The 25216-nt window shown below is 61.7% G+C and carries 27 protein-coding genes; 16 read left to right on the plus strand and 11 right to left on the minus strand.

What is annotated here, in order from left to right:
• Positions 1-651 precede the first annotated feature (651 nt).
• Positions 652-915: a hypothetical protein gene (locus tag FHS94_RS17630; protein WP_184060357.1), complete on the plus strand. Its 264-nt coding sequence runs from the start codon at positions 652-654 to the stop codon at positions 913-915.
• Between the two features lie 1210 nt (positions 916-2125).
• On the opposite strand, the gene FHS94_RS17635 is transcribed toward FHS94_RS17630, so the two are convergent.
• Positions 2126-2641 carry a hypothetical protein gene (locus FHS94_RS17635; RefSeq protein WP_184060358.1) on the minus strand — a complete coding sequence of 172 codons (516 nt, stop codon included), beginning with the start codon at positions 2639-2641 and terminating at the stop codon, positions 2126-2128.
• Between the two features lie 919 nt (positions 2642-3560).
• On the opposite strand from FHS94_RS17635, the gene FHS94_RS17640 reads away from it, so the two are divergent.
• A complete protein-coding gene (locus FHS94_RS17640; RefSeq protein WP_221234864.1) occupies positions 3561-3869 on the plus strand; it encodes a DUF6968 family protein in 309 nt (102 codons plus the stop codon).
• A 93-nt stretch (positions 3870-3962) separates the two neighbouring features.
• On the opposite strand, the gene FHS94_RS17645 is transcribed toward FHS94_RS17640, so the two are convergent.
• Positions 3963-4358 carry a hypothetical protein gene (locus FHS94_RS17645; RefSeq protein WP_184060362.1) on the minus strand — a complete coding sequence of 132 codons (396 nt, stop codon included), beginning with the start codon at positions 4356-4358 and terminating at the stop codon, positions 3963-3965.
• A gap of 143 nt (positions 4359-4501) precedes the next feature.
• Here FHS94_RS17645 and FHS94_RS17650 point away from each other — a divergent pair, with 143 nt between their 5' ends.
• On the plus strand, positions 4502-4861 hold the full coding sequence (locus FHS94_RS17650) for a hypothetical protein (RefSeq protein WP_184060364.1): 360 nt from the start codon (positions 4502-4504) through the stop codon (positions 4859-4861).
• Between the two features lie 18 nt (positions 4862-4879).
• On the opposite strand, the gene FHS94_RS17655 is transcribed toward FHS94_RS17650, so the two are convergent.
• Positions 4880-5272, minus strand: coding sequence for a hypothetical protein (locus FHS94_RS17655; RefSeq protein WP_184060366.1), 393 nt, complete (start codon positions 5270-5272; stop codon positions 4880-4882).
• Positions 5273-5412: 140 nt separating this feature from the next.
• Positions 5413-6021 (minus strand): hypothetical protein, encoded by a 609-nt coding sequence (locus tag FHS94_RS17660; protein ID WP_184060368.1) that lies wholly within the window; start codon positions 6019-6021, stop codon positions 5413-5415.
• Positions 6022-6152: 131 nt separating this feature from the next.
• Between FHS94_RS17660 and FHS94_RS17665 the strand changes: the two genes are divergently transcribed.
• On the plus strand, positions 6153-6749 hold the full coding sequence (locus FHS94_RS17665) for a hypothetical protein (protein ID WP_246348873.1): 597 nt from the start codon (positions 6153-6155) through the stop codon (positions 6747-6749).
• A 545-nt stretch (positions 6750-7294) separates the two neighbouring features.
• Here FHS94_RS17665 and FHS94_RS19235 read toward each other — a convergent pair.
• Complete coding sequence (locus FHS94_RS19235) at positions 7295-7630, minus strand: hypothetical protein (RefSeq protein ID WP_221234865.1); 336 nt, start codon at positions 7628-7630, stop codon at positions 7295-7297.
• A gap of 86 nt (positions 7631-7716) precedes the next feature.
• Entirely contained in the window at positions 7717-8082 is a 366-nt protein-coding gene (locus FHS94_RS17670; protein WP_184060370.1) for a hypothetical protein, read from the minus strand.
• A gap of 715 nt (positions 8083-8797) precedes the next feature.
• Here FHS94_RS17670 and FHS94_RS17675 point away from each other — a divergent pair.
• Positions 8798-9256 carry a T6SS immunity protein Tdi1 domain-containing protein gene (locus FHS94_RS17675; RefSeq protein ID WP_184060372.1) on the plus strand — a complete coding sequence of 153 codons (459 nt, stop codon included), beginning with the start codon at positions 8798-8800 and terminating at the stop codon, positions 9254-9256.
• Between the two features lie 197 nt (positions 9257-9453).
• On the opposite strand, the gene FHS94_RS17680 is transcribed toward FHS94_RS17675, so the two are convergent.
• On the minus strand, positions 9454-10338 hold the full coding sequence (locus FHS94_RS17680) for a LysR family transcriptional regulator (protein WP_184060374.1): 885 nt from the start codon (positions 10336-10338) through the stop codon (positions 9454-9456).
• An 80-nt stretch (positions 10339-10418) separates the two neighbouring features.
• Between FHS94_RS17680 and FHS94_RS17685 the strand changes: the two genes are divergently transcribed.
• The 4 genes from FHS94_RS17685 (at position 10419) to FHS94_RS17700 (ending at position 12787) form a co-directional block, all read left to right on the plus strand.
• Positions 10419-11129 carry an SDR family NAD(P)-dependent oxidoreductase gene (locus tag FHS94_RS17685; protein ID WP_184060377.1) on the plus strand — a complete coding sequence of 237 codons (711 nt, stop codon included), beginning with the start codon at positions 10419-10421 and terminating at the stop codon, positions 11127-11129.
• A 50-nt stretch (positions 11130-11179) separates the two neighbouring features.
• Positions 11180-11425: a tautomerase family protein gene (locus FHS94_RS17690; RefSeq protein WP_184060379.1), complete on the plus strand. Its 246-nt coding sequence runs from the start codon at positions 11180-11182 to the stop codon at positions 11423-11425.
• Between the two features lie 123 nt (positions 11426-11548).
• Positions 11549-12292: an alpha/beta fold hydrolase gene (locus FHS94_RS17695; protein WP_184060381.1), complete on the plus strand. Its 744-nt coding sequence runs from the start codon at positions 11549-11551 to the stop codon at positions 12290-12292.
• Between the two features lie 84 nt (positions 12293-12376).
• On the plus strand, positions 12377-12787 hold the full coding sequence (locus tag FHS94_RS17700; protein ID WP_184060383.1) for a nuclear transport factor 2 family protein: 411 nt from the start codon (positions 12377-12379) through the stop codon (positions 12785-12787).
• Between the two features lie 146 nt (positions 12788-12933).
• On the opposite strand, the gene FHS94_RS17705 is transcribed toward FHS94_RS17700, so the two are convergent.
• Positions 12934-13905, minus strand: coding sequence for a GlxA family transcriptional regulator (locus tag FHS94_RS17705; protein WP_184060385.1), 972 nt, complete (start codon positions 13903-13905; stop codon positions 12934-12936).
• A 44-nt stretch (positions 13906-13949) separates the two neighbouring features.
• Between FHS94_RS17705 and FHS94_RS17710 the strand changes: the two genes are divergently transcribed.
• From FHS94_RS17710 to FHS94_RS17725, 4 genes are all read left to right on the plus strand, one after another.
• A complete protein-coding gene (locus FHS94_RS17710) occupies positions 13950-14750 on the plus strand; it encodes an HD domain-containing protein (protein ID WP_343055350.1) in 801 nt (266 codons plus the stop codon).
• 94 nt (positions 14751-14844) lie between these two features.
• Positions 14845-15495: an SDR family oxidoreductase gene (locus FHS94_RS17715; RefSeq protein WP_184060389.1), complete on the plus strand. Its 651-nt coding sequence runs from the start codon at positions 14845-14847 to the stop codon at positions 15493-15495.
• 239 nt (positions 15496-15734) lie between these two features.
• Entirely contained in the window at positions 15735-17366 is a 1632-nt protein-coding gene (locus tag FHS94_RS19820; protein ID WP_221234866.1) for a GMC oxidoreductase, read from the plus strand.
• Between the two features lie 62 nt (positions 17367-17428).
• Entirely contained in the window at positions 17429-18880 is a 1452-nt protein-coding gene (locus FHS94_RS17725; RefSeq protein WP_221234867.1) for an aldehyde dehydrogenase family protein, read from the plus strand.
• A gap of 500 nt (positions 18881-19380) precedes the next feature.
• Here the strand turns inward: FHS94_RS17725 and FHS94_RS17730 are convergent, their stop codons facing one another.
• Positions 19381-19629: a type II toxin-antitoxin system Phd/YefM family antitoxin gene (locus FHS94_RS17730; RefSeq protein WP_343055351.1), complete on the minus strand. Its 249-nt coding sequence runs from the start codon at positions 19627-19629 to the stop codon at positions 19381-19383.
• Between the two features lie 158 nt (positions 19630-19787).
• Here FHS94_RS17730 and FHS94_RS17735 point away from each other — a divergent pair, with 158 nt between their 5' ends.
• The 3 genes from FHS94_RS17735 to FHS94_RS17745 all read left to right on the plus strand — a co-directional run bounded on the left by FHS94_RS17735 (position 19788) and on the right by FHS94_RS17745 (position 23591).
• On the plus strand, positions 19788-20987 hold the full coding sequence (locus tag FHS94_RS17735) for an AAA family ATPase (protein WP_184060395.1): 1200 nt from the start codon (positions 19788-19790) through the stop codon (positions 20985-20987).
• A gap of 92 nt (positions 20988-21079) precedes the next feature.
• Positions 21080-22141, plus strand: a complete 1062-nt coding sequence (locus FHS94_RS17740) for a ParB/RepB/Spo0J family partition protein (protein ID WP_184060397.1) — start codon at positions 21080-21082, stop codon at positions 22139-22141.
• A gap of 214 nt (positions 22142-22355) precedes the next feature.
• Positions 22356-23591: a replication initiator protein A gene (locus FHS94_RS17745; protein ID WP_184060399.1), complete on the plus strand. Its 1236-nt coding sequence runs from the start codon at positions 22356-22358 to the stop codon at positions 23589-23591.
• Between the two features lie 240 nt (positions 23592-23831).
• Here the strand turns inward: FHS94_RS17745 and FHS94_RS17750 are convergent, their stop codons facing one another.
• Both FHS94_RS17750 and FHS94_RS17755 read right to left on the minus strand, forming a co-directional pair.
• Positions 23832-24230: a hypothetical protein gene (locus tag FHS94_RS17750; RefSeq protein WP_184060401.1), complete on the minus strand. Its 399-nt coding sequence runs from the start codon at positions 24228-24230 to the stop codon at positions 23832-23834.
• Positions 24220-24477: a hypothetical protein gene (locus FHS94_RS17755; RefSeq protein ID WP_184060403.1), complete on the minus strand. Its 258-nt coding sequence runs from the start codon at positions 24475-24477 to the stop codon at positions 24220-24222. Before FHS94_RS17755 ends, FHS94_RS17750 begins: the two co-directional genes overlap by 11 nt.
• Positions 24478-25216 lie beyond the last annotated feature (739 nt).

Raw genomic sequence — 25216 nt, forward strand, 5'->3', positions numbered from 1 at the left:
TACCAGGACACGCTGACGTACTGGCGTGACCTGGTGCAGGAAGCCCGGCGCCTGCGGCAAGACCCTGCATGCACTCAATCGGAAGCGATTGGCGCGGCGATCGCCAGCCTCGAAGGCGAGTTGGCTGAACGTAACAACAGCCGGCACCCGACGTAGATTGGCTGTTGCAGAACTTTGAACATTTGCGACACGACGAGTGTCCCGTATCTCCGTCCCTTTCCGCCAGTTTCGGGAAAGAGCAATCGGGAACATATTTTGGGAAGTAGCCACAGAGGCCGTGAGGCCCTGCCCTAACTGGCCTGCTGCCTCACTCGCCCTTCCTTTGTGGGACTGCCGCTCACGCCCACAACCGGCCATTCGTTGGCCCGGCTAGGTGGTCCGGAACTGGATGCTCGTTAAAGAGCTGCGGTCTCAGCTAACTCAGCAAAGCGCGCGCACTTGAGCGCAATAAACGATGCCAAACGGGAACAGTCTTTCATAGCAGTCGCTCTGGCGCACATACGCAATTAGCGTCATTATGACGGTATGTGGATGCATTTACGTAAGCCAGTGAGAGTCTTCATTGCAGCCTGCTTTATCTTGAGTAGCTGCGGACCTAAGCCCCCGTGGCAATCTGACGCTTTAGTGCTATTCGCAGATCGAGGTGTACTAATGACTGACAGATACGTCAGACCGGAGGGGTCACCAATCATCGAAGGTTCGGTTTTAGAAGACTTGCTAGTTTGTGGGGTCAGGAAGTTCGAGGTTTTCGATTTTACAGGTCTGCTCACCGACACAGATGGCTTTCACGTAATAGCTCCGCGTAGCGAGATCGTTGCAGCGCGCGACTGCTTGAAGCGTAAGCTTCCTGCTGGCACTCACATCAAATCGTATGATCCAGCGGGCTGGCCGGAAGGGCAGGATTTCACGCTTTGAATTGGTTATCGCTGCGGCAGCACTTCCTGCCTGCCTCATAGCCGCTTTCCCAGAGATCGATCCCAATTGGGACGGCAGCTAGCGCCCAGATACGACGCCTGGCCTGAGGCTGACGGTCCCGAGAGCGGACGTGCTGGCGTTGCACAAGCGGTCCCTTTATCGATTACTGTTGCGCGGTCATACTCGTGCCGAACGTAGCTTCGCTCAGAATCTCGCTCATACTTGAAGGCTGTGCGTTCGTGTTCGGGGTTTCCCGACGTTCGGTGAGGACCCAGCCCCGCACAACGCCTATCTGAAGGCGACTAGCGCGCTCGTGTCCGTCAATGCGGCTCAGAAAGCGCAAGGTCTGATGGTCTGGCAGGCCCGACCCTGGTCTAGGGTGCCCAGTGACCGATACGCCGCCCGAAGCAGCATATCCCGGCTCTTTCTGTGCGTCCGTGAGAGCCTTTGCGGCAACCGTATCGAGGGTCGCCCCCTCGGGAGCCCTCTCGACCTTTGTTTTATAAACAGTGCTTCCATCTCTGGTTTCGCACGAGGCCTGGTCCATCGAAGCTGCGAGAACGCGCTGCCCCTTTTTGCCAAGAGGGCACACTAGACCAGACGCCCGGTGTCGGGCCCTGCCGCCATTTGCGTCGCTGACGTTCTCGAACAATGCTGCGGTGCCGGACCTCGCAAGCTCGGCATCAACGCGCACCCTGGTGGCGGCTAACTCCTTTGCCGTCATCGGCTCGACAATCTTCATGCCAAAACTGGCTAGAACATCCTTTGACGATTGTTGTGCACCAGCGACTCCTGGAATCATCACAACGCCGGCGATAATTGCCCAAGCTCGCATTCTTACCCTTTGCCGAGAACCCCAAAAGAAAGTCAGCTACGAGCTTGTCGCAAAAGAGGTACCTTTCGCAACGCTCATCGCCCCGCTGTGTGACATCATGAGCTTTGATGGCGCAAAACGCCATTGCGGGACGGCGCTAGTAGCGGTCCGAGCATTTCCCACCAAACCCGGCCAGTCCCGAAATACCATCCCAATTGGGACGGTCCCGTCCTGCCCGCCTCCAAAGCGGACCTTCTGCTCCCGCCCAGTCGCTGCCGTTCATTCACGGTCGCGGCGCCTCAAAGCAGGCGCTGGAGAGATCATCTTCGCATCTGCATCTACGAGACGAAGGCCGTTCGACGGTTTCTAACCAGAAGGTATTCCTCGAAAACCCTGTCAGTTCGTTCGATTGAATATTTGCTTATAAACAATGGGTCTGGAGAGTAATGGACTGGTCATGGTGGTGTCTACCACCAAGTCCTGACCAACATTGTGATACGTCATAACCCGCTCACTGTCTTCGCCGCGGAATGTTATTAGAATAGCGTCACCATTAGCCTTTGCCGACACATCGAAAACGAGCACTTCAATGAGCTTCCACTTGACCGGCTCTCCGCCTATCCAAACGATGATGGGTGCTTTGTCATCATATGTAATTCCAACTCGACCCCCGGCAGTCGAAATCCTCATCCTGTCGACTGCAATGGACTTGAGCAGCGTCATGCGAGCGAGAGGGCGCTGGGCGTTTGTAAGACCGGCAATAGCGTTCTCAATCACTTGAAAAGCGTTGTCGCTCCGTTCCCGGTCCTGGACATAGCTGCCTGAGATGACACCTTGCACCGGGCTCGCGGAGCCCGCGCTAGAGCTCAAAATGGCAGCTCCGATCGTTGCCGACAAAGTCCAATGACGCATCACGCACTCCTCAATGTCCGCTGCTCGCCGCGACAGGTGTAGTGACGATCCGGCTAAGCGCATAGGTGATGCTTTGGGTGTCGGATCGAGGAGCTTCCTCCCGTTTATTGACGCACGAGCTAGCGGAGAGTTGGCTATAAAAGAGGGCCAAGCCTCACGGCCGCTAAGTTAATCCGCAAACTCGAAAGCGGACCAGCCGCTTTCCACCCAAAGCCGGACAGTCCCAAAATAGCATCCCAATTGCGACTGCTGGCGCGGCAAGAAGCGCCCTGCACCCGCCTTTCCGAGCAGCGGACGTTATGGGCCGCCTAATTCGGGCCATTGTCGCCAATTCCATCCCTCGCTGCAGAGCGAATGCGGCCCCTTGCAGAGCGGGGTAGCATCCATGATCTTCCGAACAGCTTCTACGCGACTACATGGCGCAGTAGGCGCGATGTCAAGGACGGCTTGCGGCTCTGGGTTCATGTTGCTCATCAGCGCCATGTAACGCCGAAGTGTGGCGTCTGAGATCGCCGCTTTATTCCAGAGGGTTGAGCCGTCCGAGCCTATGTAGATCGGCTGCACCATCCTAAGATGACCAATGCCGTCCTTTTCCCGGCCCCAATTTTTGCGCGGGATAGAGCAGCTCGAAGCGTAGTTTTCCGGCGCGCGAGTACACCCCATCGTGACGAAACTCGCGCACGCAACGAGAACGAAAGACGGATGGCGCCTCATAGGTTGATGGTGCCCTTGTCGGCACCGTACGGCAATGGCAGCTATCGCCTAGTCGCCCCTGAAAGCCGCCTTCCCGTTCTCCACCCAAAGCCGGACAGTCCCGAAATACCATCCCAAACGGGACGGCTTCGCCGGTCGTGGTGGCCATCCCAATCAGGGATTGCGGGTGCTAGCGATAGCTTGGTTGATCAGTCCGGAGGGATACGTGTCGGGAGCAGCTTTTGTAGAGCGGATTTTTGAAGATGGTGAAAGAGAAGTCCGCTGCCGGTTCTTTACCCCGCAGCAGCAGCCAACGGGCGAGTATCGCTGCGCTTGGACGCTGACGTGGGCTGGTGAAACAAAATCGCATTCAGCGCACGGTATTGATGGAGTGCAGGCGCTGCTTCTTGCCATGCGGGTTGTTCACACCGAGCTGGTGGATAGCGAAAGCTACAGAGCCGGACGCTTCACCTACCTACAACAGCGCGACCTCGACTTGCCACCTCCGTTCCCTCCTTATGACCCGGAGGCGTGAACTTGCAGGGACCTCTTGCCAAAGTCTGCGGTCTGGCAGGTTCTCCCACGCTACTCTCCTCGTAGGACGCCAGCTTTGTCCAACTCTGGACCTTCAACGGGATCGGCTGACGATTGAAAATGAGGGTGAACCGCCGCTCAGTACGTCCATACAGGCCCATCCGGTCACAAACTGGTAGTGAGCTACAGGCCCGCTGACCTCCTTCCACGTCTCGGACTGCGAGCGGCTGAAACATGCGCCTTCCAGCCGGTATGCGAAGTGGTTAGAAACCAAGCCCTTGTTGGGCGTGTCCTCTTCGGTGCTTACGGCCACCTCATCGGATAGACGCACGATGCAAGGGCGGTCGAACGAGACGCGCAGGGCGTGCGCGTCGTCGTCTGGCAAGATGAAGTCCGCAGATATGCCGTTCGTCTTCCACTCAAACGCAAGAAGGTCGCTGGCAACTGCTCGCAGTTTGATGCCAATATCGATCGCTACATAGGTTGGCATAGAGCCACATTGGCTCGCTGCGCCAGAGCCCGCAATCCAGACAGTCCCAAAATACCATCGCATTCGAGACTGCTGGCGAGGCCGGAAGCGCCGAGTAGCGGACACCGGCGGGGCGCCTTAGGGTTTACTGGCCTGGAGGCTAGATGAGCTGGTTCAGAAAACGGAGGGATCATCCACAACCCGAAGCACTGTGGGTCGTATCGGTTGAGCCCTACCACGTTCAAGTCACCGATGACGCGGGCCGCACAACCACATTGGCCAAGTCCGACATGATTGGAGTGGCAATCGAGACCAACGACACAGGTCCATGGGGTGCTGACGTGTGGTGGCTCCTGTTCGGATCTGAGGGACAGCTCGCGTGTGCGTTTCCGCAAGGAGCGACCGGGGAGAGCGGCGCGCTCGATTATTTCACGCGACTTCCCAATTTCGATCACGGGCAGATGGTGAGAGCGATGGGCTCGACCGCGAACGCCGTCTTTCCGGTTTGGACCAAAGCCCGCTAACGCCCCATTCGCGGCTATTCAGCCGAGCCGAGTTCGCGCTTCGATTGCGACGCTCTTATCTGCGTCGGAAGCCAGACGCTCAAGCACATCGGTGGGTGTTTTAGCGTTCGACGCGATGCGCTGCCGCACGTTTGGCGACGGATCGCGAGACAGCTGGCTGAACAAGTCGGCTGTCAGCTTACGCTTCTGGGCCACGGCGATCCGTACATCCTCATCCTGATCGGCAGCTAGAAGGTCGAGGACGGACATGGGTACCGTCTTATTGTGAGCGACCCAGCGGCGCATCTCTGGATACGCTTGGACTACCTCCAACCAGACGCTTTCTGGTGCCTCATCCATCGCTGCTCGACGATACTCGTCAGGCTCGTCGCTCGTCCTGAGCCGGACAAATTCATCAGCCGATCCGATCATGACCGACTTTTAACACCAGCGATGCTGAATGTCCGCTAGCACCTAACCCCCGGACAGTCCCAAAACACCATCCCAAACGGGACAGCTGCGACGGTCCCGATCGCCTTCCAAATAGGAAGGGCTCTGGACGATTACATGAACTATTCTGGCGTTGGCAGACGCGAGATCATCGCGTCAAAAGCAGTGAGGTTGTGGCGTTCCCCGACCACCATTCCAACCGGCAGAGTCGCTGGTAAGCCGAACCGGACGCGACCCGGTAGCACCATGTCGAGCGCCGCATACCATTCGAGCAGTGCGGGACGCAGCCGAGCATGACGATCGAAGTTGCGCCGACGCCGCGAGATGTCGGCCATCGCCCGCTGCCGTGCTGTCTCTACATCGGTGTCGGCGATTAGATAATAATCAGCGAAGCCGATCCGGCCATCCGCGATAGTCTGGCGGGTTGCCGCGAGTTCCAGCGACCAGTCGCGCTCGGACGCTTCAGCGGTCCGCCATAGGCACCAGATATAATGCAGCTTTAGCGGATCGGTGTCGCATAGGGCATGTCCTGTCGCCCGCTCCACGGCCAAGGCTTGCTGCCACCGAGCGACGTTGCACTCTGCCCAGAACGCAGCTGCGCCCGCGGGTTCGGCGACACGATCGGGCGCTCCGTCGAGCCTGGCATTCTCGGGAACGACATGGGAACCGCCGTGCCGAGCGCACCAGGTGCTTTTACCGCTCGCGCTGATCCCTTCGACTACAACGATCATAAGAGCGTCCTATCAGCGGATGGGGAGCCGCTGCCAAGCTGGTGAGCAACGACCATCCCTTTTGCGAGACGATGCGGCGAGTACCTCCCCCGAGTGGTGCGGAGAGCAAAGCTTGCCTGACGCGGGCCGACATGGAAGTCTGGCGCGGTATGCCGATGATGGCCGCCTTGATCGCCCAAGCAAGCCCCAGCGTGCAAAGCTGCCGGTACGATCGAAACGAGCTACTGGCGCTAGATCGAGATGCCTTCGATCAGGATGTGACCGGTGGATGGCGCAAGCTGGAAGACGCTGGCTGTGAGCTTGAAGCCGCAGACCTCATCCGCGATTGGCGAAAGGCCCATCGGGCACAGGATCCTGTGCTGTACTGGCATGAAGGGCAGCTCCGTGCGGACATCGGCCAGATCCCTGCGGCGATTGCGCTGTTCCGCAGGTCGTACAAAGCTCACCAAGAGGACCAGGGCATCGGCTGGAACTCTTACGTCGACGGCACCATCGCCTTCCTCATCCAGGATCGGCAAGCCTTCACCGCTGCCAAGGGCAAGCTTGCGGCCCTGCCTCGCCCGGCGCACTTCACCATGGAAGGCCCGGATGGAAAGCCGATGCCGGTCAGATGGCCGCTAAACATGAACGTGTTTGAAGGCCTCGAACGCTGCTGGGGGCAGCCCTACAAGGTCGCATATGCCTGTTCAACGCCGTTGCACCGGGTGACAATCCCGGATCAAAGATAACATGCTGCATCTTGGCTTCTCGGACGCGATCGACGCTCTGAGCTGGATCGTGGTTCTCGCCCTTGGCCTGAGGTCATGGCCACAGCTCTTGTTCTGCTTGTCGACATGGAGGCTCGGGACCGACCGGGTTGGGGAACAGTCCTGTGGTGGGTCACGAAGACTACTCCAGCAATCATGGCGCCATGCTTGGTCTGGATTGCCTTGCTCGAGCACGACAGGATGCTAGTCTGGCTGTTCCTGGCATTCGGCGTTTTCGTGATTGTTGCGGTGCCGCTTGCCATTCGGCAGCGCCAAAGGCGTATCAGAGCATCAGCTCAATTGCTTAGAGCTCACAACCTGCCAGTCGGCTGACACAGACTCCGATTCACTCGCAAGCTGGCGGCAATAAGGCCGAAGTGGCTGCCCTGACCCCGGCTGTCCCAAAATACCATCCCAATTGGGACGGTGTCCCTACCTACCTGCCCGCCCCCAAAGCGGCCCTTCCGCTCTCGCCCAATCTCGGCCACTACGAAGCAAACTAGCTGATCGTAAAAGCCGACGTTCGTTTATCCGGCCAAAGGTAATAAAGCTGTCCGAAAAGATGACACCGTTGCGCGATCCGGCGACCATAGCCAGAGATAGCTTAGGATGGTTTCGTAGTAGATCGCGACTAGTGCGCCATTCCAAATGGCAGTGGCTTCAACGTAATCCTCATATCGATCATAGGGCGGGAGCTTAATACCCGCCTCGGGATGCGTCGCCGCAAACCTCTCTAAGATTAGCCTATGAGGAGCCTCATCATCAAGCTTGTCGCTCCACATCCTAAACCCCCACCCTTTAGGGCCGCTATTGATGTCTTGGGGTAAGGCCGAAACATCTTCAATCTTGGTATAAGCTGCCATGTTGAGAAGCTACCAGCGCTGCCGCCTGCTTTCCAGCGCAGCTAGCCGAAGGCGGCGGCCCTTCCGCTATCCGTCAAATTCAGTCATCAAGTTGCAAGCACGATCTCCATGCTGTCGGCGGTAAACCGAAGATCAAACCAGTCAGCCTTTACATGGTGGGTGCCTTCGACGTTGACGTACTTAATCGACCCTAGATCGAGAGTTCCATCCGGGTCTGCCGAACCGAAGACCTGGGGCTGCCCCCGCGAGTGGATGATTGCGACCTGGGTCCATTCTATTACACCCTCGTGGTAGCAGTGCTGCTCGCCTGGGTTTGGGGTCGTGTAAGCCGGGTGATCTTTGGTCAGCGCGAACAGGACGCTAAGCTGCAACTGCCTTCCCGTAACCGCAATCCCGAGGAGATAGCTGTCCTCAAGATAGAGACCCTGCATATTGTCGTGTTGCGCCGCCATCATCTCAGCCTAGCGGCAACGCCACTCTCGGCAACGGCAGCGTATGCTCGCACCCGCCAGAAAGCGGAACGTCGCCTAACCACCCAAAAGCGGACATCCGCTTGCCCACCTCACCGAACCGGGTAGGCTGACCTGAACAGACGGGCGAGAAGAAAAGAAGTGCTGGTAGTCGCAGCCCAAGGCAAGTTGCACAGCTGTATCCTTTGAGAGGTGCGCATGGTCGGATTGCTATTGGCGGTGCTTGCAATCCAGGTCGGGATCGGCCCGTCCGAATGCACCCGGCCAAGTCCTGACGACGCTCGGCCGTTTACCTTGTGCCTAGCGGAGACCTCGAACAACGAGATAGAACGTGAGTTGCAGCGTCAGCTGACGCTTGCAATCAGGCGCGTTCGCTCGACCAGCGGTGGTCTTGCAGTCTCAAGATTGGTTAGCGAGCAACGACGATGGGACAGACAGCGGCATCGCGTATGCGCCGATCAGGCTCTCGATGCGCCTATGCCTGAACAGGCGCGGGCGGACCTCACCTGCCTCTATAACGCTGCCCAACTGAAGGATCGCGCGCCTTGCTATGCTGGCAGGAGGGGTTCCCTAACCATCGAGAAAGGAAATCGGGAGAGCTTGCCCACCTAGCCGAGCCGCGTAGGCTGACCCGCTCTGTTCCGACGTCTGCTCTCGCCCACTTGCCGACCTTCATTGCAGTAGGCACCAAGGTCATATGAGCGCGACTGACTACTTCCTCCAAGCTGCAGCCGACGATGAGGACCTGTCGGCGTGGGCTTCGATCCTGCCGAGCCACTTCCGTGTGTTCCGCACCAGCCTTTTCGGGGACTCGTTTCTCGTGGATAGCGCCGGCGAGGTGCACATGCTTGAGCGAGCCGGCTGCTCGGTCCAACGGATCGCAGTGTCAGAAGAGGGAATCTGGCGCCAAGTTGAAGACGATGCGGAAGGTTGGCAACTCCGCCGCTTAGCGGATGAGTGCCGGCGGGCTGGGAAGGTGTTGGCGGCCCACCAGTGCTATGCGTTCACAACGCCACCCGTGCTCGGAGGAGCGTACTCGTCGGATAATGTGTGGGTTGCACCTTGGCGGGAGTGGTTTTCGTTCACCGCCGACCTGTTCCGACAAATTCAGCATTTGCCCGACGGTGCGACCGTACACCTCACGGTGGTAGATTAGCGAAAGCCCTCAATTCTTCCAACTGCGGACAGTCCCGAAATACCATCCCAATCGGGACTGCTGGCGCGACCGGAAGCGCCCACATGCGGCCATTCAGGGCGTCGGTTCGGCCCTCCAACTCCGGCCGCTCGTTCATCTCGCCAGCGCGTTGATCTCGATAGGTGGACCGAAGTTACGCATCTCGGATCACGCATACGTCACGTGAACAAATCGCGCTCCTGCTCGAACATCCCGCCGATCTCATCGGCAACGACCCGGATGGACGAGCTCTTCCGGTCGCGGCTGCGTGTCAGCAGGAATACCTCGGTGTTGGATGGCGCTGCACCGAGATCGCAGGGTCGTAGAAGCGGGTCGGCACGACCGATGAAGTGCGGAATCAGCGCCAAGCCCGTTCCTGATCGCGCGGCAATCGACTGGAGGAACTGGTCCTTGGCGCGGAACGCCACGCGAGCGCGGGGAAAGTGCTTCGTCAGCCAGGTGGCCCCGGACAGATAAGCGTCCGCCTCGTTAAAGCTGATGAAGACCGGATCACTGCCAGCCTCGACCGAGCTGCAGGCTTCCTCCGTCCCATAGAAACCGTAGCCAACGGTGGTCAGAGGGCGGGCGATGACATCACCGTCCTTGGGCTTGTCGAAGCGGATGGCGATGTCAGCTTCATGCCGTTCCAGGCTGATGGATCGCAGAGCGGGGGCAAGGTCTATGTCCAGCCTGGGATAACGAGCCGCAAGTGTCGGCAGACGTGATACCAGAAATCCGGCGGTCAGGCCCGGCGACGCGTTGATCCGCACGAGGCCGCTGGGCGTGCCGTCCGCCATACCGCGGCCGAGGATCTGGGCAGCCTGCTCCATGTCCGTCGCAGCCTCGAGAGCATGGGCGCCAGCCGGCGTCAGCACATAGCCTTCGGGGCGGCGCTCGACGAGCTTTTCGCCGAGGCTCTCCTCTAGCGAATGAAGCCGGCGGGCGATGGTCGCATGATTGACCGAGAGCATCCGGGCGGCAGCGGAGAGGCTGCCGTGCCGCGCAAGTGCTACGAAAATCCGAACGTCCTGCCAGTCGAGGTCTGTGCGTTTTTGATCAGCCATTGATCACAGATAGCGAATTCCGGGCTTCCCGACACCGCCATACATGCCGGTCATCAGCCAAGCATCAAGGAAGCCAAGCAATGTCGGACGTCAGGAAAGTCGCCATCGTCACCGGTGCCTCACGGGGTTTGGGCGAGGGCATCGTCAACGGGTTCCGCGCCCGCGGCTACGGCGTCGTCGCTACCTCGCGCTCTATCCAGCCCTCGACCGATCCTGACTTGGTGACCGTCTCGGGCGACATCGGCGACCCCGAGACGGGCAAGCGCCTCGTGGCAGCCGCACTCGAAAAGTTCGGCCGCATCGACACGCTGGTGAACAATGCCGGGATCTTCATCGGCAAGGCCTTCACCGACTATACGGAGGAGGATTACCGGCTGAAGCTGAAGACCAACCTCGACGGCTTCTTTTTCACGACACAGGCTGTGGTGCCCGTCATGCTGGAACAGGGCACCGGCCACATCGTCCAGATTACCGCATCAACGGCAGAGTTCGCCCATTCAGCCTCGCCGGCTTTCATTGCGATGCTGACCAAGGGCGGCATGAACTCGGCCACCAAGAGCCTCGCGATCGAGTATGCCACTCGCGGCATTCGCGTGAACGCGGTCGCGCCCGGCGTCATCCGCACACCCATGCACGATCCGAAGAAGATCGACCAAGCGGCCGGCTTCCACCCGATGAACAAGGTGGGCGAAGTCGCGGATATCGTTCGCGCCGTACTCTATCTCGAGGATGCCGTCTTCTCGACTGGCGAGATCCTGCACGTCGATGGCGGCCTGATCGCCGGCCGCTGACCCCTTCGCGGGGAGCGCCGGGCGCTCCCCGTCTCCTCCGGAGACCTCCCATGCCAATCGTGAACATCCTTGTGACCCGCGAGGGCACCACCCCGGGTGCGGACCGCACCACCACGGAGCAGAAGAACGCGGTCTATAAGGGCATCGCCGATCTGCTGTTCGACGTGATGGGCAAGCCCCGTGAAGACACCACTGTGATCTTCCACGAGCACGAGATCGAAGATCTGGGCCAGGGCGGCCTGCCGCTGGCCGACTATCGGCGCCAGCACGCTCAGGGTCGTCAGACAGGCGCCTGACACCGTGTCCGGCTCACGATCAGCCGGACGCCGACACAATCACATCTGATCGACATAACCCAACCGAACCGAAACGGCGAGGCTCTTTCTCGTCCGCCGACACCGATTGAAAGGAGAACACCTATGGCCAAAGCTTTTGCCACCATCGCCGCAGCGTTGTCCCTTGCCGCCACGGGCGCCGCCAATGCCAAACCCGCCCGCAATGTCGTGCTGGTGCATGGCGCCTTCACCGACCAGACCAGCTGGGACAAAGTTGCCAAGCTGCTGCGCCGCAGGGGTTACCACGTCACGCAGGTTGCAAACCCGCTGACCTCGCTCGAAGACGATGTGGCCGCGACCCAGAAGGCCCTCGCCGCGCAAAACGGCCCCACCGTGCTGGTTGGGCATAGCTGGGGCGGCGTGGTGATCGGCGAGGCGGGGAGCGACCCCAAGGTGTCGGCGCTGGTCTATGTCGCCGCCTATGCGCCCGACCGCGGCGAGAGCCTCAAGAAGCTGTCCGAAGGCGCGTCACCAAGCCCCGGGCAGAAGACGCTGCGGCCGGACGCTCGTGGCTATCTGTCGATCGATCCTGCCGCGCTGCCGACCGTATTTGCCGGCGACCTGCCGGCCAGCGAAGGCAAGACACTGGTCGCGCACCAGCTGCCGCTCAACAGCGCCGTGTTCGAAACCGAAGCGACGGTTGCAGCCTGGCACGACAAGCCGACCTTCTACGCCATTTCCGCCAAGGATCAGATGATCCCGCCAGAGGCCGAGGCGATGTTTGCCAAGCGCATGAACGCCCAGACGGTGACGCTGCAATCCAGCCACGCCTCACCTGTTTCGCACTCGGCTGAAGTCGCGGCGCTGATCGAGCGCGCTGCCCGATAACCATTCGGGAGGCCTGCCAACTCCGATCCAGCCAACCGCTTACCCCAGATCACCAACCAATTTACACCTCAGGAGTATCTTCCGATGAATACCGCCCATGTCGATGACTATTTCGCGGCCCTCGCCAACAGGGACAGCCTGCGGATCGTACCGCATCTCGCCGAGAACATCGTCCTGCTTGGCCCGATCTTCCCCGAACCCACGATCGGCAAGGACGCGGTGGTGGAGGTGCTCTCCGGCTTCCTGGAAACGATCGACAGCCTCAAGGTGAACCTCCGCTTCGCGCAGGACCGGGATGTCGCCGTGTTCTTCAGCTTCACCTGCAACGGCCTCGAGGTAAAGGGTAACGAGCACCTCCACCTGAACGAGGACGGCCTGATCGACAGTATCGAAGTGGCGTGGCGTCCGCTCCCCGCGACCGTCGAGGTCCAGGAAGTCTTCGCCAGCAAGCTCGGCTTCCCGGCGATGCGCCTCGTCCCTGCCTCGGACGCCTGATACGAACCCAACGGTGCCCGTGTCGGCGCGGCTGGTGAGATGAATGTCAGGGGTCTGCGAGACTGGTTTGGTCGCGAAACCAGTCTCGCTTCGCATGCGCCCGGCTGTTGCAGGATCGGCGAGCCGGGCGCCGAGGTCGCCCCGACTTACGCCACTTGCGACGAACGGAAGCTGTCGCGGTACCGTCCTGGGCTGGTACCCAGGCGACGCTGGAACGCGGCGCGCATCTGCTCGGGGCTGGCAAAGCCGCAATCATAGGCAACCGCTTTCAGGGCGCGATCGCTTGCCTCGAGCAGCTTGCGCGCCTGATCGATCCTAACGCCTTCGACAAACTCGTGGGGGGTGACGTCCAGTTCGCTGACAAAGGCTCGAGCGATGCTGCGCTCGCTCACCCCCGCAATTTCGGCAAGTCGCCGCACCGGCATCGGCTCGCGCAAATGGTCGATGACCCAGGCCTGCACCCGGCCGACCGGCGTCTCCGGATCGGTCAAGGGCGTGAGCAGCGGGCTGAACTGAGACTGCCCACCCTGCCGCTGAGCCACCACCACCAGCCGCTTGGCGCAGGCCAGCGCCAGCGCCTGTCCGTGATCTTCGGCAACGAGCGCTAGCGCCAGGTCGATCCCGGCGGTCACGCCCGCGGACGTCACCAGCGCGCCGTCACGGGCATGGATGCGATCATGCTCGACGCGGGCATGAGGGAACATTGCCGCCAGTCGCGGGGCATTTTGCCAGTGGGTGGTCACCACGCGTCCGTCCAGCAGCCCGGCATGGCCGAGTACAAAAGCGCCGGTGCAGACCGAACCATGGCGCTTAGCCCGAACGCCCCAGCGTCGGAGCCAGGCGGACAGCGCCTCGTCCGCGCTAGCCTCGGGTAGCGTCGGGCCACCTGCCACGAGCACGGTATGGAAATCGCGCGAAGCCTGCGCGAACGAAAGGTCGGGCATGAGCACCATGCCGTTGGAACCTCGGACAGGATCGAGCGAAGACGCGACAAGGAGGCAGCGATAGCCCTGACCGATCGGCACCATCGCGTCGGCCTCAGCGAACACGTCAAGCGGACCGACCACGTCTAGTGCCTGCACGCCGTTGTGGATGACCAACGCGATTTCCTTGGCCATCCGCACCTCCCCTAACTCGGCTCGATCAGCTGCCGGAAACACCGGTGATCGAGCGTGTCCGCTTTTCCGCCATCCTCGGCAGGATATCAACGCTCACCCTTGTTGCTGCCAACTGGCTGTCCTGCGACATGGATCGGGCCGGGCAGGACGGATCTCCTTCCCCTTCGCGCAAGCCGCCGAATGACCAAGCTCCACAGGAGAAGAACGTGACCATCGTCCATGGCGTGTCGATCCCCGACAGCAAGCTCTGCCACACGATCACCGAGTTCATTCGCGACACGGAGACCGAGCTACTCTTCAAACACTCGAGCCGCGTCTACTTTTTCGGCGCGATCGCCGGCCAGCAGCGCGGTCTGACGTTCAATCCCGAGCTGCTTTACGCGGCAACCATGTTCCACGACATCGGCCTGATGCCATCGCACTCGAGCCAGGACCTACGTTTCGAGGTCGACGGCGCCAACGCGGCCCGCGATTTCCTTGAAAGCCACCATGTTGATCCGTCCGATGTCGAGAAGGTCTGGGCCGGCATTGCCCTTCACACCACACCGGGGGTCCCTGAGTTCATGCACCCGGTGATCGCGCTGACCACCGCCGGCGTCGAGATGGATGTGCTGGGGCTCACCTATGACAAGTATGACGATGCCACCCGCGAGGCCGTCGTCTCTGCCTTCCCGCGCACGCCGCAGTTCAAGGAGGACATTATCCAGGCCTTCTACGACGGCATCAAGCACAAGCCCGACACGACCTTCGGCAACGTCAAAGCCGACGTGCTGGCCGACAAGGACCCGCGTTTCCACCGCGGCAATTTCTGCGCGGTGATCCGCAGCTCGCACTGGCACGGCTGAGCGGCCTCTTCCGTGCTCGGCCGTGCTTCATAGCGCCTGGTATTCGCTACCCCTGCAAGCTGGCCCCACAACTGCCTATTCAAAAGGAAGAAGTATGTCGAAATCTATCATGATCCTCGGGGCCGGTCCGGCAATTGGTCGCGGTGTGGCAGAGAAGTTTGGAAAGGCTGGCTGGTCGGTCGTGCTTGCTGCACGCAACCCGGATCGACTGGCCGAGGAGGCGGCCGCCCTTTCGAAAAAAGGGATCACCGTTCACACCGTACCTGTCGATGCGACGGACCCTGTCGCGCTCCGCACCGCGATCGCAAAGGGCGATGAGATTACCGGGGGTCTGACCGTGGTGCACTTCAATGCAGCCGTGGTTCGCATCCAGGACCTGTTCAGCATGACGGATGCAGAGGTGACCAGTGATCTTGCGATCAACGTAGCGGCGGGACTTCACACGATCCGCGCCGCAGTCGGCCTGTTCAGCGATCGTGGGGGCACGATCCTCGTCACTGGGGGCGGTATCGCGACGAAGCCAAACGCGAACGCGGTGAGCTTGGGTGTCGGCAAGGTTGCCATGCGCCACGTCGTCGAAGCGCTTGTCGAGCCGCTGGCAGAACGCGGCATCCGCATAAGAACGGCGACTGTCCGCGAGAAAGTGCTGCCCAACTCACCCGAGTCCGTCGGCGTTGCCGATATCATGTGGGAACTGGCGACTAATCCAGCCGCGCCGTGGGAGTTGGACTACCGGGCGGCGTAGCTTTGTCGGTAAGGCCAGCGTGTCAGGTCAGTCGAGGCTAGACGACATCATCGTGTAGCTCACAGCGGTACCACGGACGCTAGCTTACAGGGTTCTATAACGCGCAATCGCCAGGACGATATACGGTTCGCCGGTTCGGGCCTGTGCGTTTTTGAACAGCTGCTGATGGGAAATCGCTAATTCTGCAGCGGCTGCAACCTCCTTAGATTTCGACACAGAAGGCATTCAGGAGCAGCATCGTGTCGGATTTCGACAAGCCCGAAGCGACCACCACGGCAGCGGTGACCTACGACTTCATTGTAGCTGGCGCCGGCTCGGCCGGTGCGCTGGTAGCGGCCGAGTTGGTCAAGGGCGGCGCCAAGGTGCTTCTGCTGGAGGCTGGCGGGCGGGACTCCAGCTTGCTTATCCATATGCCGGCAGGCTTTCAGAAGTTACTGGCTGCGGGCCGCTTTCTCTACCCTTATGAGACCACGCCGCAGACACAGTTGGACGGCAGATCGCGCCCGATGATTGCTGCCAAGGGCCTTGGCGGAGGCAGCTCGCTCAACGCCATGTGCTGGGTAGTTGGACAGCCGAGAGACTATAACGGGTGGCAGGCGGCCGTTGGCGACACTGGTCATTGGTCGCATGAAGACCTGCTGCCCCATTTCCGCAAGATTGAGGCGCATACGCTGCTGGACAACGAGTACCACGGCGCGCGCGGTCCAATCCGCGTCTCTTATCCGCCCAAGATCAACCCGCTGAATGCCGCAACGGTGCGGGCCTTCCAGGAAGCCGGACTTCCCTTCAATGCCGACTATAACGGCGCCGATCAGCGCGGCGTCGGTCCGGTGCAGTCGAATTTCTACGACGCTCGCCGGTATAGCTCCGCTTACGCCTATCTTCGGCCGCTTGCGCGCAATCGCAATCTGGTCGTGGAAACACACGCAACCGTTCACAAGCTAATTTTCGACGGCGACCGGGTAACAGGCGTCGAATACTCCCGGAAAGGCCAGGCACGCAGGGCACATGCCGGCGAGGTGATCCTTTCCGCCGGAGCACTGAACTCGCCCCGTGTGCTGATGCTCTCAGGGATCGGTCCGGAGGACGAGCTGAAGAACCTTGGCATACCGCTCAAGGTGTCTTCGCCGGAGGTGGGCGCCAATCTTCAGGATCATGCTCAGGTGCCGGTGATGGTCGAAGCCCGCGAGAAGTGGGGCTATTATCGCGATGCGGTTGGCTACCGCATGTTGCTGAACGGCATGCGCTACCTTGCCTTCCGCGATGGCCCTGCCTCTGGGAGCGGCATCGAGACGAACTCGTATTTCAACCCCGACGACCTGTCTGCAGCGCCGACGATTCAGAGCTTCCATAATCCCGCCCTGCTCGGTGCCTCTCTCGGTAAGGCGCTTCCAAAACCCGGCATAACCTTCGTCAATGTCGTCATGCAGCCGCGCAGTCGTGGCTATGTGAAACTGCGCGACACCGACCCGACCTCGGCGCCGCTGATCAATCCGAACTGGTTCAGCGATCCCGAGGACGTCCGCAAAATTGTTAGCGGCCTGCGTTACATCCGCGAGGTAATCGCCCAACCGGCACTGAGGGATGTGCTCTATCCCGAAATGCAGCCGGGACTCGACGTCAGGGAAGAAGGCCAGCTCAAAGCTTATGTGAAATCAGCGGCGAGCACCATGTGGCACCCGGTGGGGACCTGCCGCATGGGTGAGGATGAGCGCGCCGTTGTTGATGCCAGCCTGCGCGTACGTGGCGTCCGCAACCTGCGCGTGGTGGACGCCTCCATCATGCCCAACATCACCAGCGGCAACACCAATGCGCCCACCATGGCGCTGGCGAGCAAGGCCGTCGACCTCATCCAGTCGCAAGGCGGCTGAACGCACCCTCTTATCAGAAAGGCTTTGATATGTTTGAGGCTTCTGTTCCCAATTTCGAATTGATGCGTTCCGACCTCTGGGCCGAGAAGATGTATGCCGGTTCGTGGATCACGACCGGTGCGACGCTGGATGTCACCGACAAGGCGACGGGCGAGACGATCGGCAAAGTGGCCGATGCGACTGCGGCTGACATCGCCGATGCCTGCGCTCGGGCGAATGCGGTGGCCGCCTCATGGGCCGCGGTTGCGCCGTCCGAGCGTGCCGATATCATCCGCCGCGCGGGCGAGCTCATGATCGAGCACAAGGACGAGGCTGTCTATTGGCTCGTGCGGGAAACAGGTTCCACTCGCTACAAGGCCGAGTTCGAGATCGCGGTCACGAAGGACTATTTCGACCACGCGGCCAACCTGCTTTCAGCGCCGTGGCGGACGGTGATCCAGGACGATGCCGAAACGCTGAGCTATTTCGAGCGCACCCCGCTTGGCGTGGTGTCGGTGATCGGCCCATTCAACTGGCCATTGGTGCTTGGGCTCCGCGCCGTTGCGCCAGCCCTGGCCGCTGGAAATGCAGTCGTGTTGAAGCCGAGCTCCAACACAGCTGTGGCAGGCGGCTTGCTGCTGGCGCGCCTGTTCGAAGAGGCTGGCTTGCCTGCTGGCGTGCTGAGCGTTGTGACGGGGAGCGGCTCAGCGGGCGCAGCCATGGTACGCGATCCGAACGTGGCCATGATCGCGTTCACTGGCTCGACCGGCGTCGGCCGCGACATTGGAGCGGCAGCGGGGGGAGAACTGAAGCGGTTCGCGCTGGAGCTGGGCGGCAAGAACCCCTTTGTGGTCCTGCATGACGCAGACATCGAACTGGCGGCGCGTGCTGGCGCGTTCGCAACCTTCCTGCACCAAGGACAGATCTGCATCGCTGTCGGCCTACACATCGTTCACGAGAGTGTCGCTGACGCCTATGCCGCGCGCCTTGCCGAACTGGCTCGCGAGATGAAGGTTGGTGATCCCTGGCGGGAGCAGGTGGCTCTCGGCCCCATCATCAGCGAGCGTCAGCGCGACCATATTCACCAGATGGTGCAGGAGTCCGTCTCCGAAGGCGCGAAGGTGGTTGAGGGCGGCACCTACGAAGGGTCATTCTATCGCCCGACGGTCGTCACCAATCTCGGCTCCTCGTCCCGTCTTGTTAAAGAGGAGGTATTCGGACCCATTGCACCGATCGTCACCTTCCAGGACGACGAGGAGGCGCTACGGCTCGCCAACGGCTCCGGGTACGGTTTGGCAGCCTCTATCTTCGGTGAGCTTGGCCACGCCCGTGAGATCGCCAAGCGGGTCGAGAGCGGCATGGTGCATGTCAATGACCAGCCGGTTAAGGTCGACACGCGAGCACCTTTTGGCGGCGTAAAGGCATCGGGTAACACAACGAGGATCGGCACCCAGCACGACCTCGACGAGTACACGACCGCCCGCTGGGTGACCGAGATGAAGGTTACGCCCACCTACACTCTGTCCAATAGCTGAGCGAATATTCGGCCGAGGAGCGGTTTTCGCACACCTGTGAACTCGGCCGTAGCGGCTTCTAAGTCCCGGCCATCGGCCTCGGCTGCACCAAAGGCGGCTTTCCGCTTTCAGGGTCAGAAAGCAGCCGGTCCGCTATCCTCCCAAAGCCGGACAGTCCCAAAATACCATCCTAATCGGGACGACCTCGGCCGTGACGATCGCCGCTCATTTGCGTGCCGGCTACCTGGCATGGCGCGCCGGTGACGTGCCGGCCCGGAGCTCCGCTAAGCGACCGCTCTTCAGAGCGAGCAGACACGGAAGCGCAGCCGTTCCGGCTCAAAGGCTTAAATGGTTTGAATGGCGCCTTGCGCTCAGCTCAGATCGTCGCACTGTTCGAGGTCGTCATGGTCTCAGCTGTATGGCTTCAGCGAAGTACACCGTGTGCAGGACTGTGCCCTGCGTGTCCGCTATCTCAATGCAGTGTTCCTGCGATATCGGGCGGTCTACGCGATAGCATCGCGTCACTCGTCACGAATCCGCTGGCGCAAGGCCTCGACCGCCTCACGCGCGGGGACCACCCGCCCGGCCTTCACGTCCTCGCGCCCCATCGCGACCAGCTTTAGAAGCGCCAGCGTTTCCTGGGCCGCCTCGTAGCTGGCAACGTCCAGCACTACCGCTCTGGCCTCGCCATTCTGGGTGATGATGTAGGGAATACGGTCCTCGGCCACGTTGCGCAGCACCTCGGCAGCATTGGCTTTGAACCAGCTCACCGGCTGGATCCGCTCGAGCATACCCGAAACAAGTCTGCTACTATATTCGGACCGAATCTGGGTCAGCAACGCCACGGCGACAAGCGCTACTTGCCCCGTTGAAGCTTTCCGTGTGATATGCTGATAGACAAGCTTCAATTCGCCGCGGGGGCGTCACCATGAATTTAATTGTGAGCCAGATCGGCGACCTCGCTGAGGCAGGCGAGAGAATGATCGAGCGACTAAGACGCAAGGCGTTCTTGCCGGAGAGCCGCAAGGGGCTGAACGTCCGTTTCGGTATTGCGGAGGCAGCGACACTGCTCGGCTGCTCGACTAATCGCATCCGCATGGCGGAGGAGGACGGGCGTCTGCCCCCTCCCCCCTCTTCCGAGACCGGACGGCGCCTCGGCTATACGGTGGAGGAGATGCTGCACATGCGGGAGGTGCTGGGCGCTTCGCCTGCGCGCGGTGGCCTTGATGTCCCTGCGGTGATCGCGGTGCAGAACTTCAAGGGCGGGGTCGGCAAGTCGACCGTCACCACCCACCTCGCGCACTATTTCGCGGTGCAGGGTTATCGGGTGCTGGTTGTTGATTGCGACAGCCAGGCGACGACCACGACGCTGTTCGGCTTCAACCCGCATTTCAACATCAAGCGCGAGGAAACGCTCTATCCTTATTTGTCCATTGACCCGACCCAGGCGGACCTCAATTATGCCGTCAAGCGGACGCCCTGGCCCAATGTCGACCTGATCCCGTCGAACCTTGAGCTGTTCGACGTCGAATATGAGCTCGCCGCGTCGGGCGCTGACGGGCAATCGGTGCTCGCGGCGCGATTTCGCAAATTGAAGCAGGGGCTCGCCGATCTCGCCCGCAATTACGACGTGGTAATCCTCGATCCCCCGCCTGCGCTGGGCACGATTAGCCTGGCGGTGATGCAGGCGGCCAATGCGCTGCTGGTGCCGCTGGCAGCGACGACGCCGGACTTCTGCTCCACCGTGCAGTTCCTGTCGATGATGGACCAGGTGCTGCAACAATTGGAGGGCGCCGGCATCGCGGTCGACTACCAGTTCGTCCGGCTGATCTGTTCCAAGTTCGATTCCAACGATCCGAGCCACGCGATGGTGCGCGCGATCATGGAAGGGAGCTTCGGGCCGGCGCTGCTGCCGGTTCCCATCCTCGACTCCGCCGAGATCAGCCACGCGGCGATGCGGATGATGACGGTGTACGAGCTGGAACGGCCGATCGGGACGCCCAAGACGCACAAGCGTTGCCGGGCGAATTTGGACGAAGCGCTGCGCCAGGTGGAGCAGCTGGTCCGGCAGGGTTGGGGCCGGGTGGCGCCGGCGAGCGAGGAGGAGCTGCTCCATGCCGCGGCGTGATGTAGCGACAAATACTTGCGGTCGGGCCGCGATGCATTTTTCGCTGTCCTACAAGAGCCTGTTCTGCATACGTTCCGCGCAGGAGCTCCCTTATGGCGCGTAAGCAATCTGATTATTTGGCGGCCCTGCTGGCCGACGAACCCGCCCCGGCAAAGGCGGAAATAGTGCAAGCGCAGGCGCCCTCCCCTGCCCCCGAGCTGACGCGCGATCGGCTGCGCGGGAGTACGTTGCTGGGCCGGGAGTCTGCCCTCGCACGCGTCGCCTCGGGCGAGGTTCGGCAAGTGACGCAGCTGTTGCTGGACCCGGCGCGCGTCCGAATCTGGCCCGGCAATGCGCGATCCTATGCGCATTTGTCGGAGGAAGGCTGCCGCGAGCTGATCGATTCCATTGTCGCCGAGGGCGGGCAAAAAGTGCCCGCCGTGGTGCGGCGGATCGAGGGCGATCCGGACCATGATTATGAGGTGATCGCGGGCACGCGGCGCCATTGGTCGATCAGCTGGCTGCGCGCCCACAGCTATCCCGACATGGTGTTCGTGGCGCAGGTCGCGGTGCTGGACGATGAAGCGGCGTTTCGCCTCGCTGACCTGGAGAACCGCGCGCGCAAGGACGTATCCGACCTGGAGCGGGCCAGGAACTACGCCGCGGCGCTGAAGTCGCATTACGGCAACCACCTGACGCGGATGGCGGAGCGGCTGCGGCTTTCCAAAGGCTGGCTATCGAAGATGCTGAAGGTCGCGGGGTTGTCCGACGCGGTGGTGGCGGCGTTCGCGTCGCCTGCGGACGTGCAGCTCAAGCCCGCTTATCCGTTGGCGCAGGCGCTGGACGACAAGGCGGTCGCGCCCGCGATCCTGGCCGAAGCCAAGCTGGTCGCCAAGGAACAGAAGCGCCGGCGCGAGGCTAGCCAGGCGTTGCTGCCCGCGACCGACGTGATCCGCCGGCTTCTCGACGCACCGAAGCAAACGGTGCCGGCCCTGGAACCGCTGGTGCTGAAAAGCGAGCTTGGCCGCCCTGCCCTGTCGGTCCAGTCGATTAACCGGCAGGGGATCACGATACGACTTCACGCCGGGTCCGGCGCGAGCACGGCCGAGCTGGTCGAGGCGCTGAAGTTCACGCTGGCGCAATTGGAGGCGGAAGGCCGGGGGCTACAGCGATGATGTTTCCCTGGGGAAACATTCGTGTGGAAAGGCTCTCCCAGAGCCTTTCCACCGAATGTTCGGCGTCGGGCCGAAGGCATGGCGTCGGATGCGGCGCGTCTGCGACGGTGTCGTTCAACGGCGATCCAGACCGGGGTGCGCAGGCGGCTTGGCACAGCGGTGGCGCAACCGTGTTTCCCCGGGGAAACACCGCCCGGCCCCTGGGAGCCTCCGCATGAGCCGGGCGGCGCGGGAAGCCGTGTCCGAACAATTCGACCTGTTCCTCCCCTATCTCGCCGACCTGCCGCTTCGCGACCAGCGCGAGATGATGGAGCGGCCGTTCTTCAGCCTGGCGAAATCGAAGCGGGTCAAGCCGATCGACTACAAGTCACCCGACGGTAAGCTGTGGGTCCATGTCTCCGCCAACCCCGATTACGGCATGGCGACGATCTGGGACGCGGACATCCTGATCTATTGCGCGTCGGTGCTGGCCGACATGGCGCGACGCGGGGTCAACGACGTGCCGCGCAAGCTGCACCTGATGCCCTATGACCTGCTGCGCGCGATCGGGCGGCCGACGACCGGGCGGGCGTACGAGCTGCTGGGGCAATCGCTCGACCGGCTGGTGTCGACCACGATCAAGACCAACATCCGTGCCGAGAACCGGCGCGAGGCGACGTTCAGCTGGCTCGACGGCTGGACGCAGTTGGTGGAAGAGAAGACCGAGCGGTCGCGCGGCATGACGATCGAGCTGTCGAACTGGTTCTGGGAAGGCGTGATGATGACGGGCGGAGTCCTGTCGATCGACCGCGCCTATTTCGACCTGACGGGCGGGCGCGAGCGCTGGCTGTACAAGGTCGCGCGCAAACATGCGGGCGGGGCGGGCGAGGCTGGGTTCGCGATTTCCATGCCGACGCTGTTCGAGAAGTCGGGGGCAGAGGGCCAGTATCGCCGATTCAAATTCGAGATCGCCAGGATTGTCGAGAAGGACCCCCTCCCCGGCTATACGCTGGAGCTGGAGCATCCCGCGGGCAAGCGAGAGCCAGCGGTGCGGATGCGGCGCCGGGCGGAGGGCAAGGCAACGGTGAAAGGCGCGGCCAAGGCAATCGGGCCGAAGTCGAATGGCCGCAAGCAGCCTGACCCGAACCAGGCCGAACCAGCGTGTTTCCCCGCGGAAATACCGATCGCGTCCCCCTCCCCCGAGCGGGCCGAGGAACTGTCGAGCGCGGCTGCGCTGATCCGGCGGTCGATCAAGGGCCTGGCCACCCGCGCCACGGCCGGGGAGATCACGGACGGGACGCTGGCGACCTTGCGCGCGGAATGTCCGGGCTGGGACTATCAGACGCTGCATGCCGAGTTCCGCCGCTGGCTCGATGCGGATCCGGCACGCACCCCCGTCAGCTACCAGAATGCCTTTATCGGCTTTGTAAGGCGATGGGACGCGAAGCATCGCCACGAGCTTGGGCGATAGGTTAGGCGGGTGGCTTAAGCGATTGGTGAGGGGGTGTGCGCCACAATCGCTGAGGAAGTGATGCATGACCTAGAAGAATGGCGCCGGATGAGGCTCAGGAAGAAACACAGGCCAGTCGGTCCGGTACCGAGCATCGCTGCATCCACTGCGGCGCGCCCGCGCCTGCCCCGCAGGCCGGTTATGAGGCGAGCCTCTGCAGCGCGTGCGATTGAGGAGGCAGCCCTCGACGCGATAAGCGCGTTAGCGCTGGCCTAGATAGGCGTTGAGATCGAGTGACCTACACCAGCGCGCGAAGGCGTCGATCGCCGCACCCTCTCGTGTGACAAGCAGGGAGAACGGCATCGCATCAGGCGCGACCAACAAGCGCTCGCCCGTCCCGCCGGTGAACAAGAGCCCGAGCGTCACCCAGCAGTTGTGGAGCGTACCGGGCGGTACCTCGCCAGGACGGAGTGCTTCCAGCCGGCCGGGAGCCAACCGCTCCAACATCCGGGCGGGATCGGCCGTTAACTCACGCCGGCGCAGCACAGCTACATGCCATTCGGCAAAGGGCCAGGGCTGCGGGTCCGCAGGTGGCACGATCGGGGCCGGTGAGGGCTGGGGCGGCAGTGTCAGCCCGGCCGCCTGGAGTTCAGCGAACACCGCCTGCTGTCGCGGCCACGCCGCCTGCAGCAGCCTGCGCCTGCTCCAGTGTCATCACGGTCAGCGTGAACACCTCGAACCTGTCCGCGATATCGACGCCCCAGGCAGAGAGGAGCAGGGGTGAGCCACCCTTTCGATACAGCCACAACCCGTTCGTCTCATCGACCGCATGGGCGATCACGCCGGTCGTCATGGCGGCGAGGTTTTCGGATAGGCCGAGGATGTCGACGGGCTCATGCTCGATCATGCCGCCCGCTTATCAGCGCCTGTGCTGTTCCCGAAGTGTCGGGTCACGAACGGTTCTATGCCGGTTGTCGATCGGCCGGGGAATGATGGCCTCGAGTTTTGAACGTCATTCGTCGACACCCGTGCGAAACTGATTCAATCACGGGACTCGGCGACACCGAAAGTCTATGCGTCGACACTCCCGGAACGCACCGCGTGCTTTCGGGAACGCGGAACCGACACTTCGGGAACGGCGGTGTCGACCTTACAGGAACGTTGCCCCGACACATCAGGAACACGAAAGCCGATCTAATCGTGGTCATAGGCTGCTTTGGCGAGCCGCTAACCCTCTAACCTATTCTATGAACCCTCTAACACTTCGGGATATGTTTTGTTGAGGGAAGACGGATGAGTGTTCCGCTGGAACTGACCAATGCTCTTTATTGTCTGAGTTGGGCCAGGGCGACCCTCGCCCTTTCCGTGGCAGGCGATGAGGCGAACCAGCGCGCCACAAATGATGGCAGACGAGTTCGATCGCTGCTCTCACCAGCTCGGCGCTTTCGCTCCGCTTGGGATTGCGGGTGAGCAACATCGACGAGGCGGAGGCAGTAGTGGCCGGGGGGTAGGCTCAGTGCGACGTCCTCGCCCGGTCGGATGGCGACGCGGTCCATCGGGACGGACGTGTGGACACTCCGACTGGGCGGGATTCGATGGCTTGCAAAGGGCCGGAACCCTGTCGATGGTGCTTATGGACCCGAGCG

The organism is Sphingomonas aerophila (assembly GCF_014199305.1).
GTDB classification, from domain to species: domain Bacteria; phylum Pseudomonadota; class Alphaproteobacteria; order Sphingomonadales; family Sphingomonadaceae; genus Sphingomonas; species Sphingomonas aerophila.

Bases quoted from the DNA above. Each gene is read 5' to 3' on its own strand.
- FHS94_RS17670 (WP_184060370.1), bottom strand. From the start codon at position 8,082: ATGGCGGCGCAACACGACAATATGCAGGGTCTCTATCTTGAGGACAGC.
- FHS94_RS17675 (WP_184060372.1), top strand. From the start codon at position 8,798: ATGAGCGCGACTGACTACTTCCTCCAAGCTGCAGCCGACGATGAGGAC.
- FHS94_RS17715 (WP_184060389.1), top strand. From the start codon at position 14,845: ATGTCGAAATCTATCATGATCCTCGGGGCCGGTCCGGCAATTGGTCGC.
- FHS94_RS17650 (WP_184060364.1), top strand. From the start codon at position 4,502: ATGAGCTGGTTCAGAAAACGGAGGGATCATCCACAACCCGAAGCACTG.
- FHS94_RS17740 (WP_184060397.1), top strand. From the start codon at position 21,080: ATGGCGCGTAAGCAATCTGATTATTTGGCGGCCCTGCTGGCCGACGAA.
- FHS94_RS17755 (WP_184060403.1), bottom strand. From the start codon at position 24,477: ATGATCGAGCATGAGCCCGTCGACATCCTCGGCCTATCCGAAAACCTC.
- FHS94_RS17655 (WP_184060366.1), bottom strand. From the start codon at position 5,272: ATGATCGGATCGGCTGATGAATTTGTCCGGCTCAGGACGAGCGACGAG.
- FHS94_RS17665 (WP_246348873.1), top strand. From the start codon at position 6,153: ATGGAAGTCTGGCGCGGTATGCCGATGATGGCCGCCTTGATCGCCCAA.
- FHS94_RS17645 (WP_184060362.1), bottom strand. From the start codon at position 4,358: ATGCCAACCTATGTAGCGATCGATATTGGCATCAAACTGCGAGCAGTT.
- FHS94_RS17700 (WP_184060383.1), top strand. From the start codon at position 12,377: ATGAATACCGCCCATGTCGATGACTATTTCGCGGCCCTCGCCAACAGG.
- FHS94_RS17705 (WP_184060385.1), bottom strand. From the start codon at position 13,905: ATGGCCAAGGAAATCGCGTTGGTCATCCACAACGGCGTGCAGGCACTA.
- FHS94_RS17725 (WP_221234867.1), top strand. From the start codon at position 17,429: ATGCGTTCCGACCTCTGGGCCGAGAAGATGTATGCCGGTTCGTGGATC.
- FHS94_RS17695 (WP_184060381.1), top strand. From the start codon at position 11,549: ATGGCCAAAGCTTTTGCCACCATCGCCGCAGCGTTGTCCCTTGCCGCC.
- FHS94_RS17685 (WP_184060377.1), top strand. From the start codon at position 10,419: ATGTCGGACGTCAGGAAAGTCGCCATCGTCACCGGTGCCTCACGGGGT.
- FHS94_RS17680 (WP_184060374.1), bottom strand. From the start codon at position 10,338: ATGGCTGATCAAAAACGCACAGACCTCGACTGGCAGGACGTTCGGATT.
- FHS94_RS17635 (WP_184060358.1), bottom strand. From the start codon at position 2,641: ATGCGTCATTGGACTTTGTCGGCAACGATCGGAGCTGCCATTTTGAGC.
- FHS94_RS17660 (WP_184060368.1), bottom strand. From the start codon at position 6,021: ATGATCGTTGTAGTCGAAGGGATCAGCGCGAGCGGTAAAAGCACCTGG.
- FHS94_RS17745 (WP_184060399.1), top strand. From the start codon at position 22,356: ATGAGCCGGGCGGCGCGGGAAGCCGTGTCCGAACAATTCGACCTGTTC.
- FHS94_RS17735 (WP_184060395.1), top strand. From the start codon at position 19,788: ATGAATTTAATTGTGAGCCAGATCGGCGACCTCGCTGAGGCAGGCGAG.
- FHS94_RS19235 (WP_221234865.1), bottom strand. From the start codon at position 7,630: ATGGCAGCTTATACCAAGATTGAAGATGTTTCGGCCTTACCCCAAGAC.
- FHS94_RS17690 (WP_184060379.1), top strand. From the start codon at position 11,180: ATGCCAATCGTGAACATCCTTGTGACCCGCGAGGGCACCACCCCGGGT.
- FHS94_RS17630 (WP_184060357.1), top strand. From the start codon at position 652: ATGACTGACAGATACGTCAGACCGGAGGGGTCACCAATCATCGAAGGT.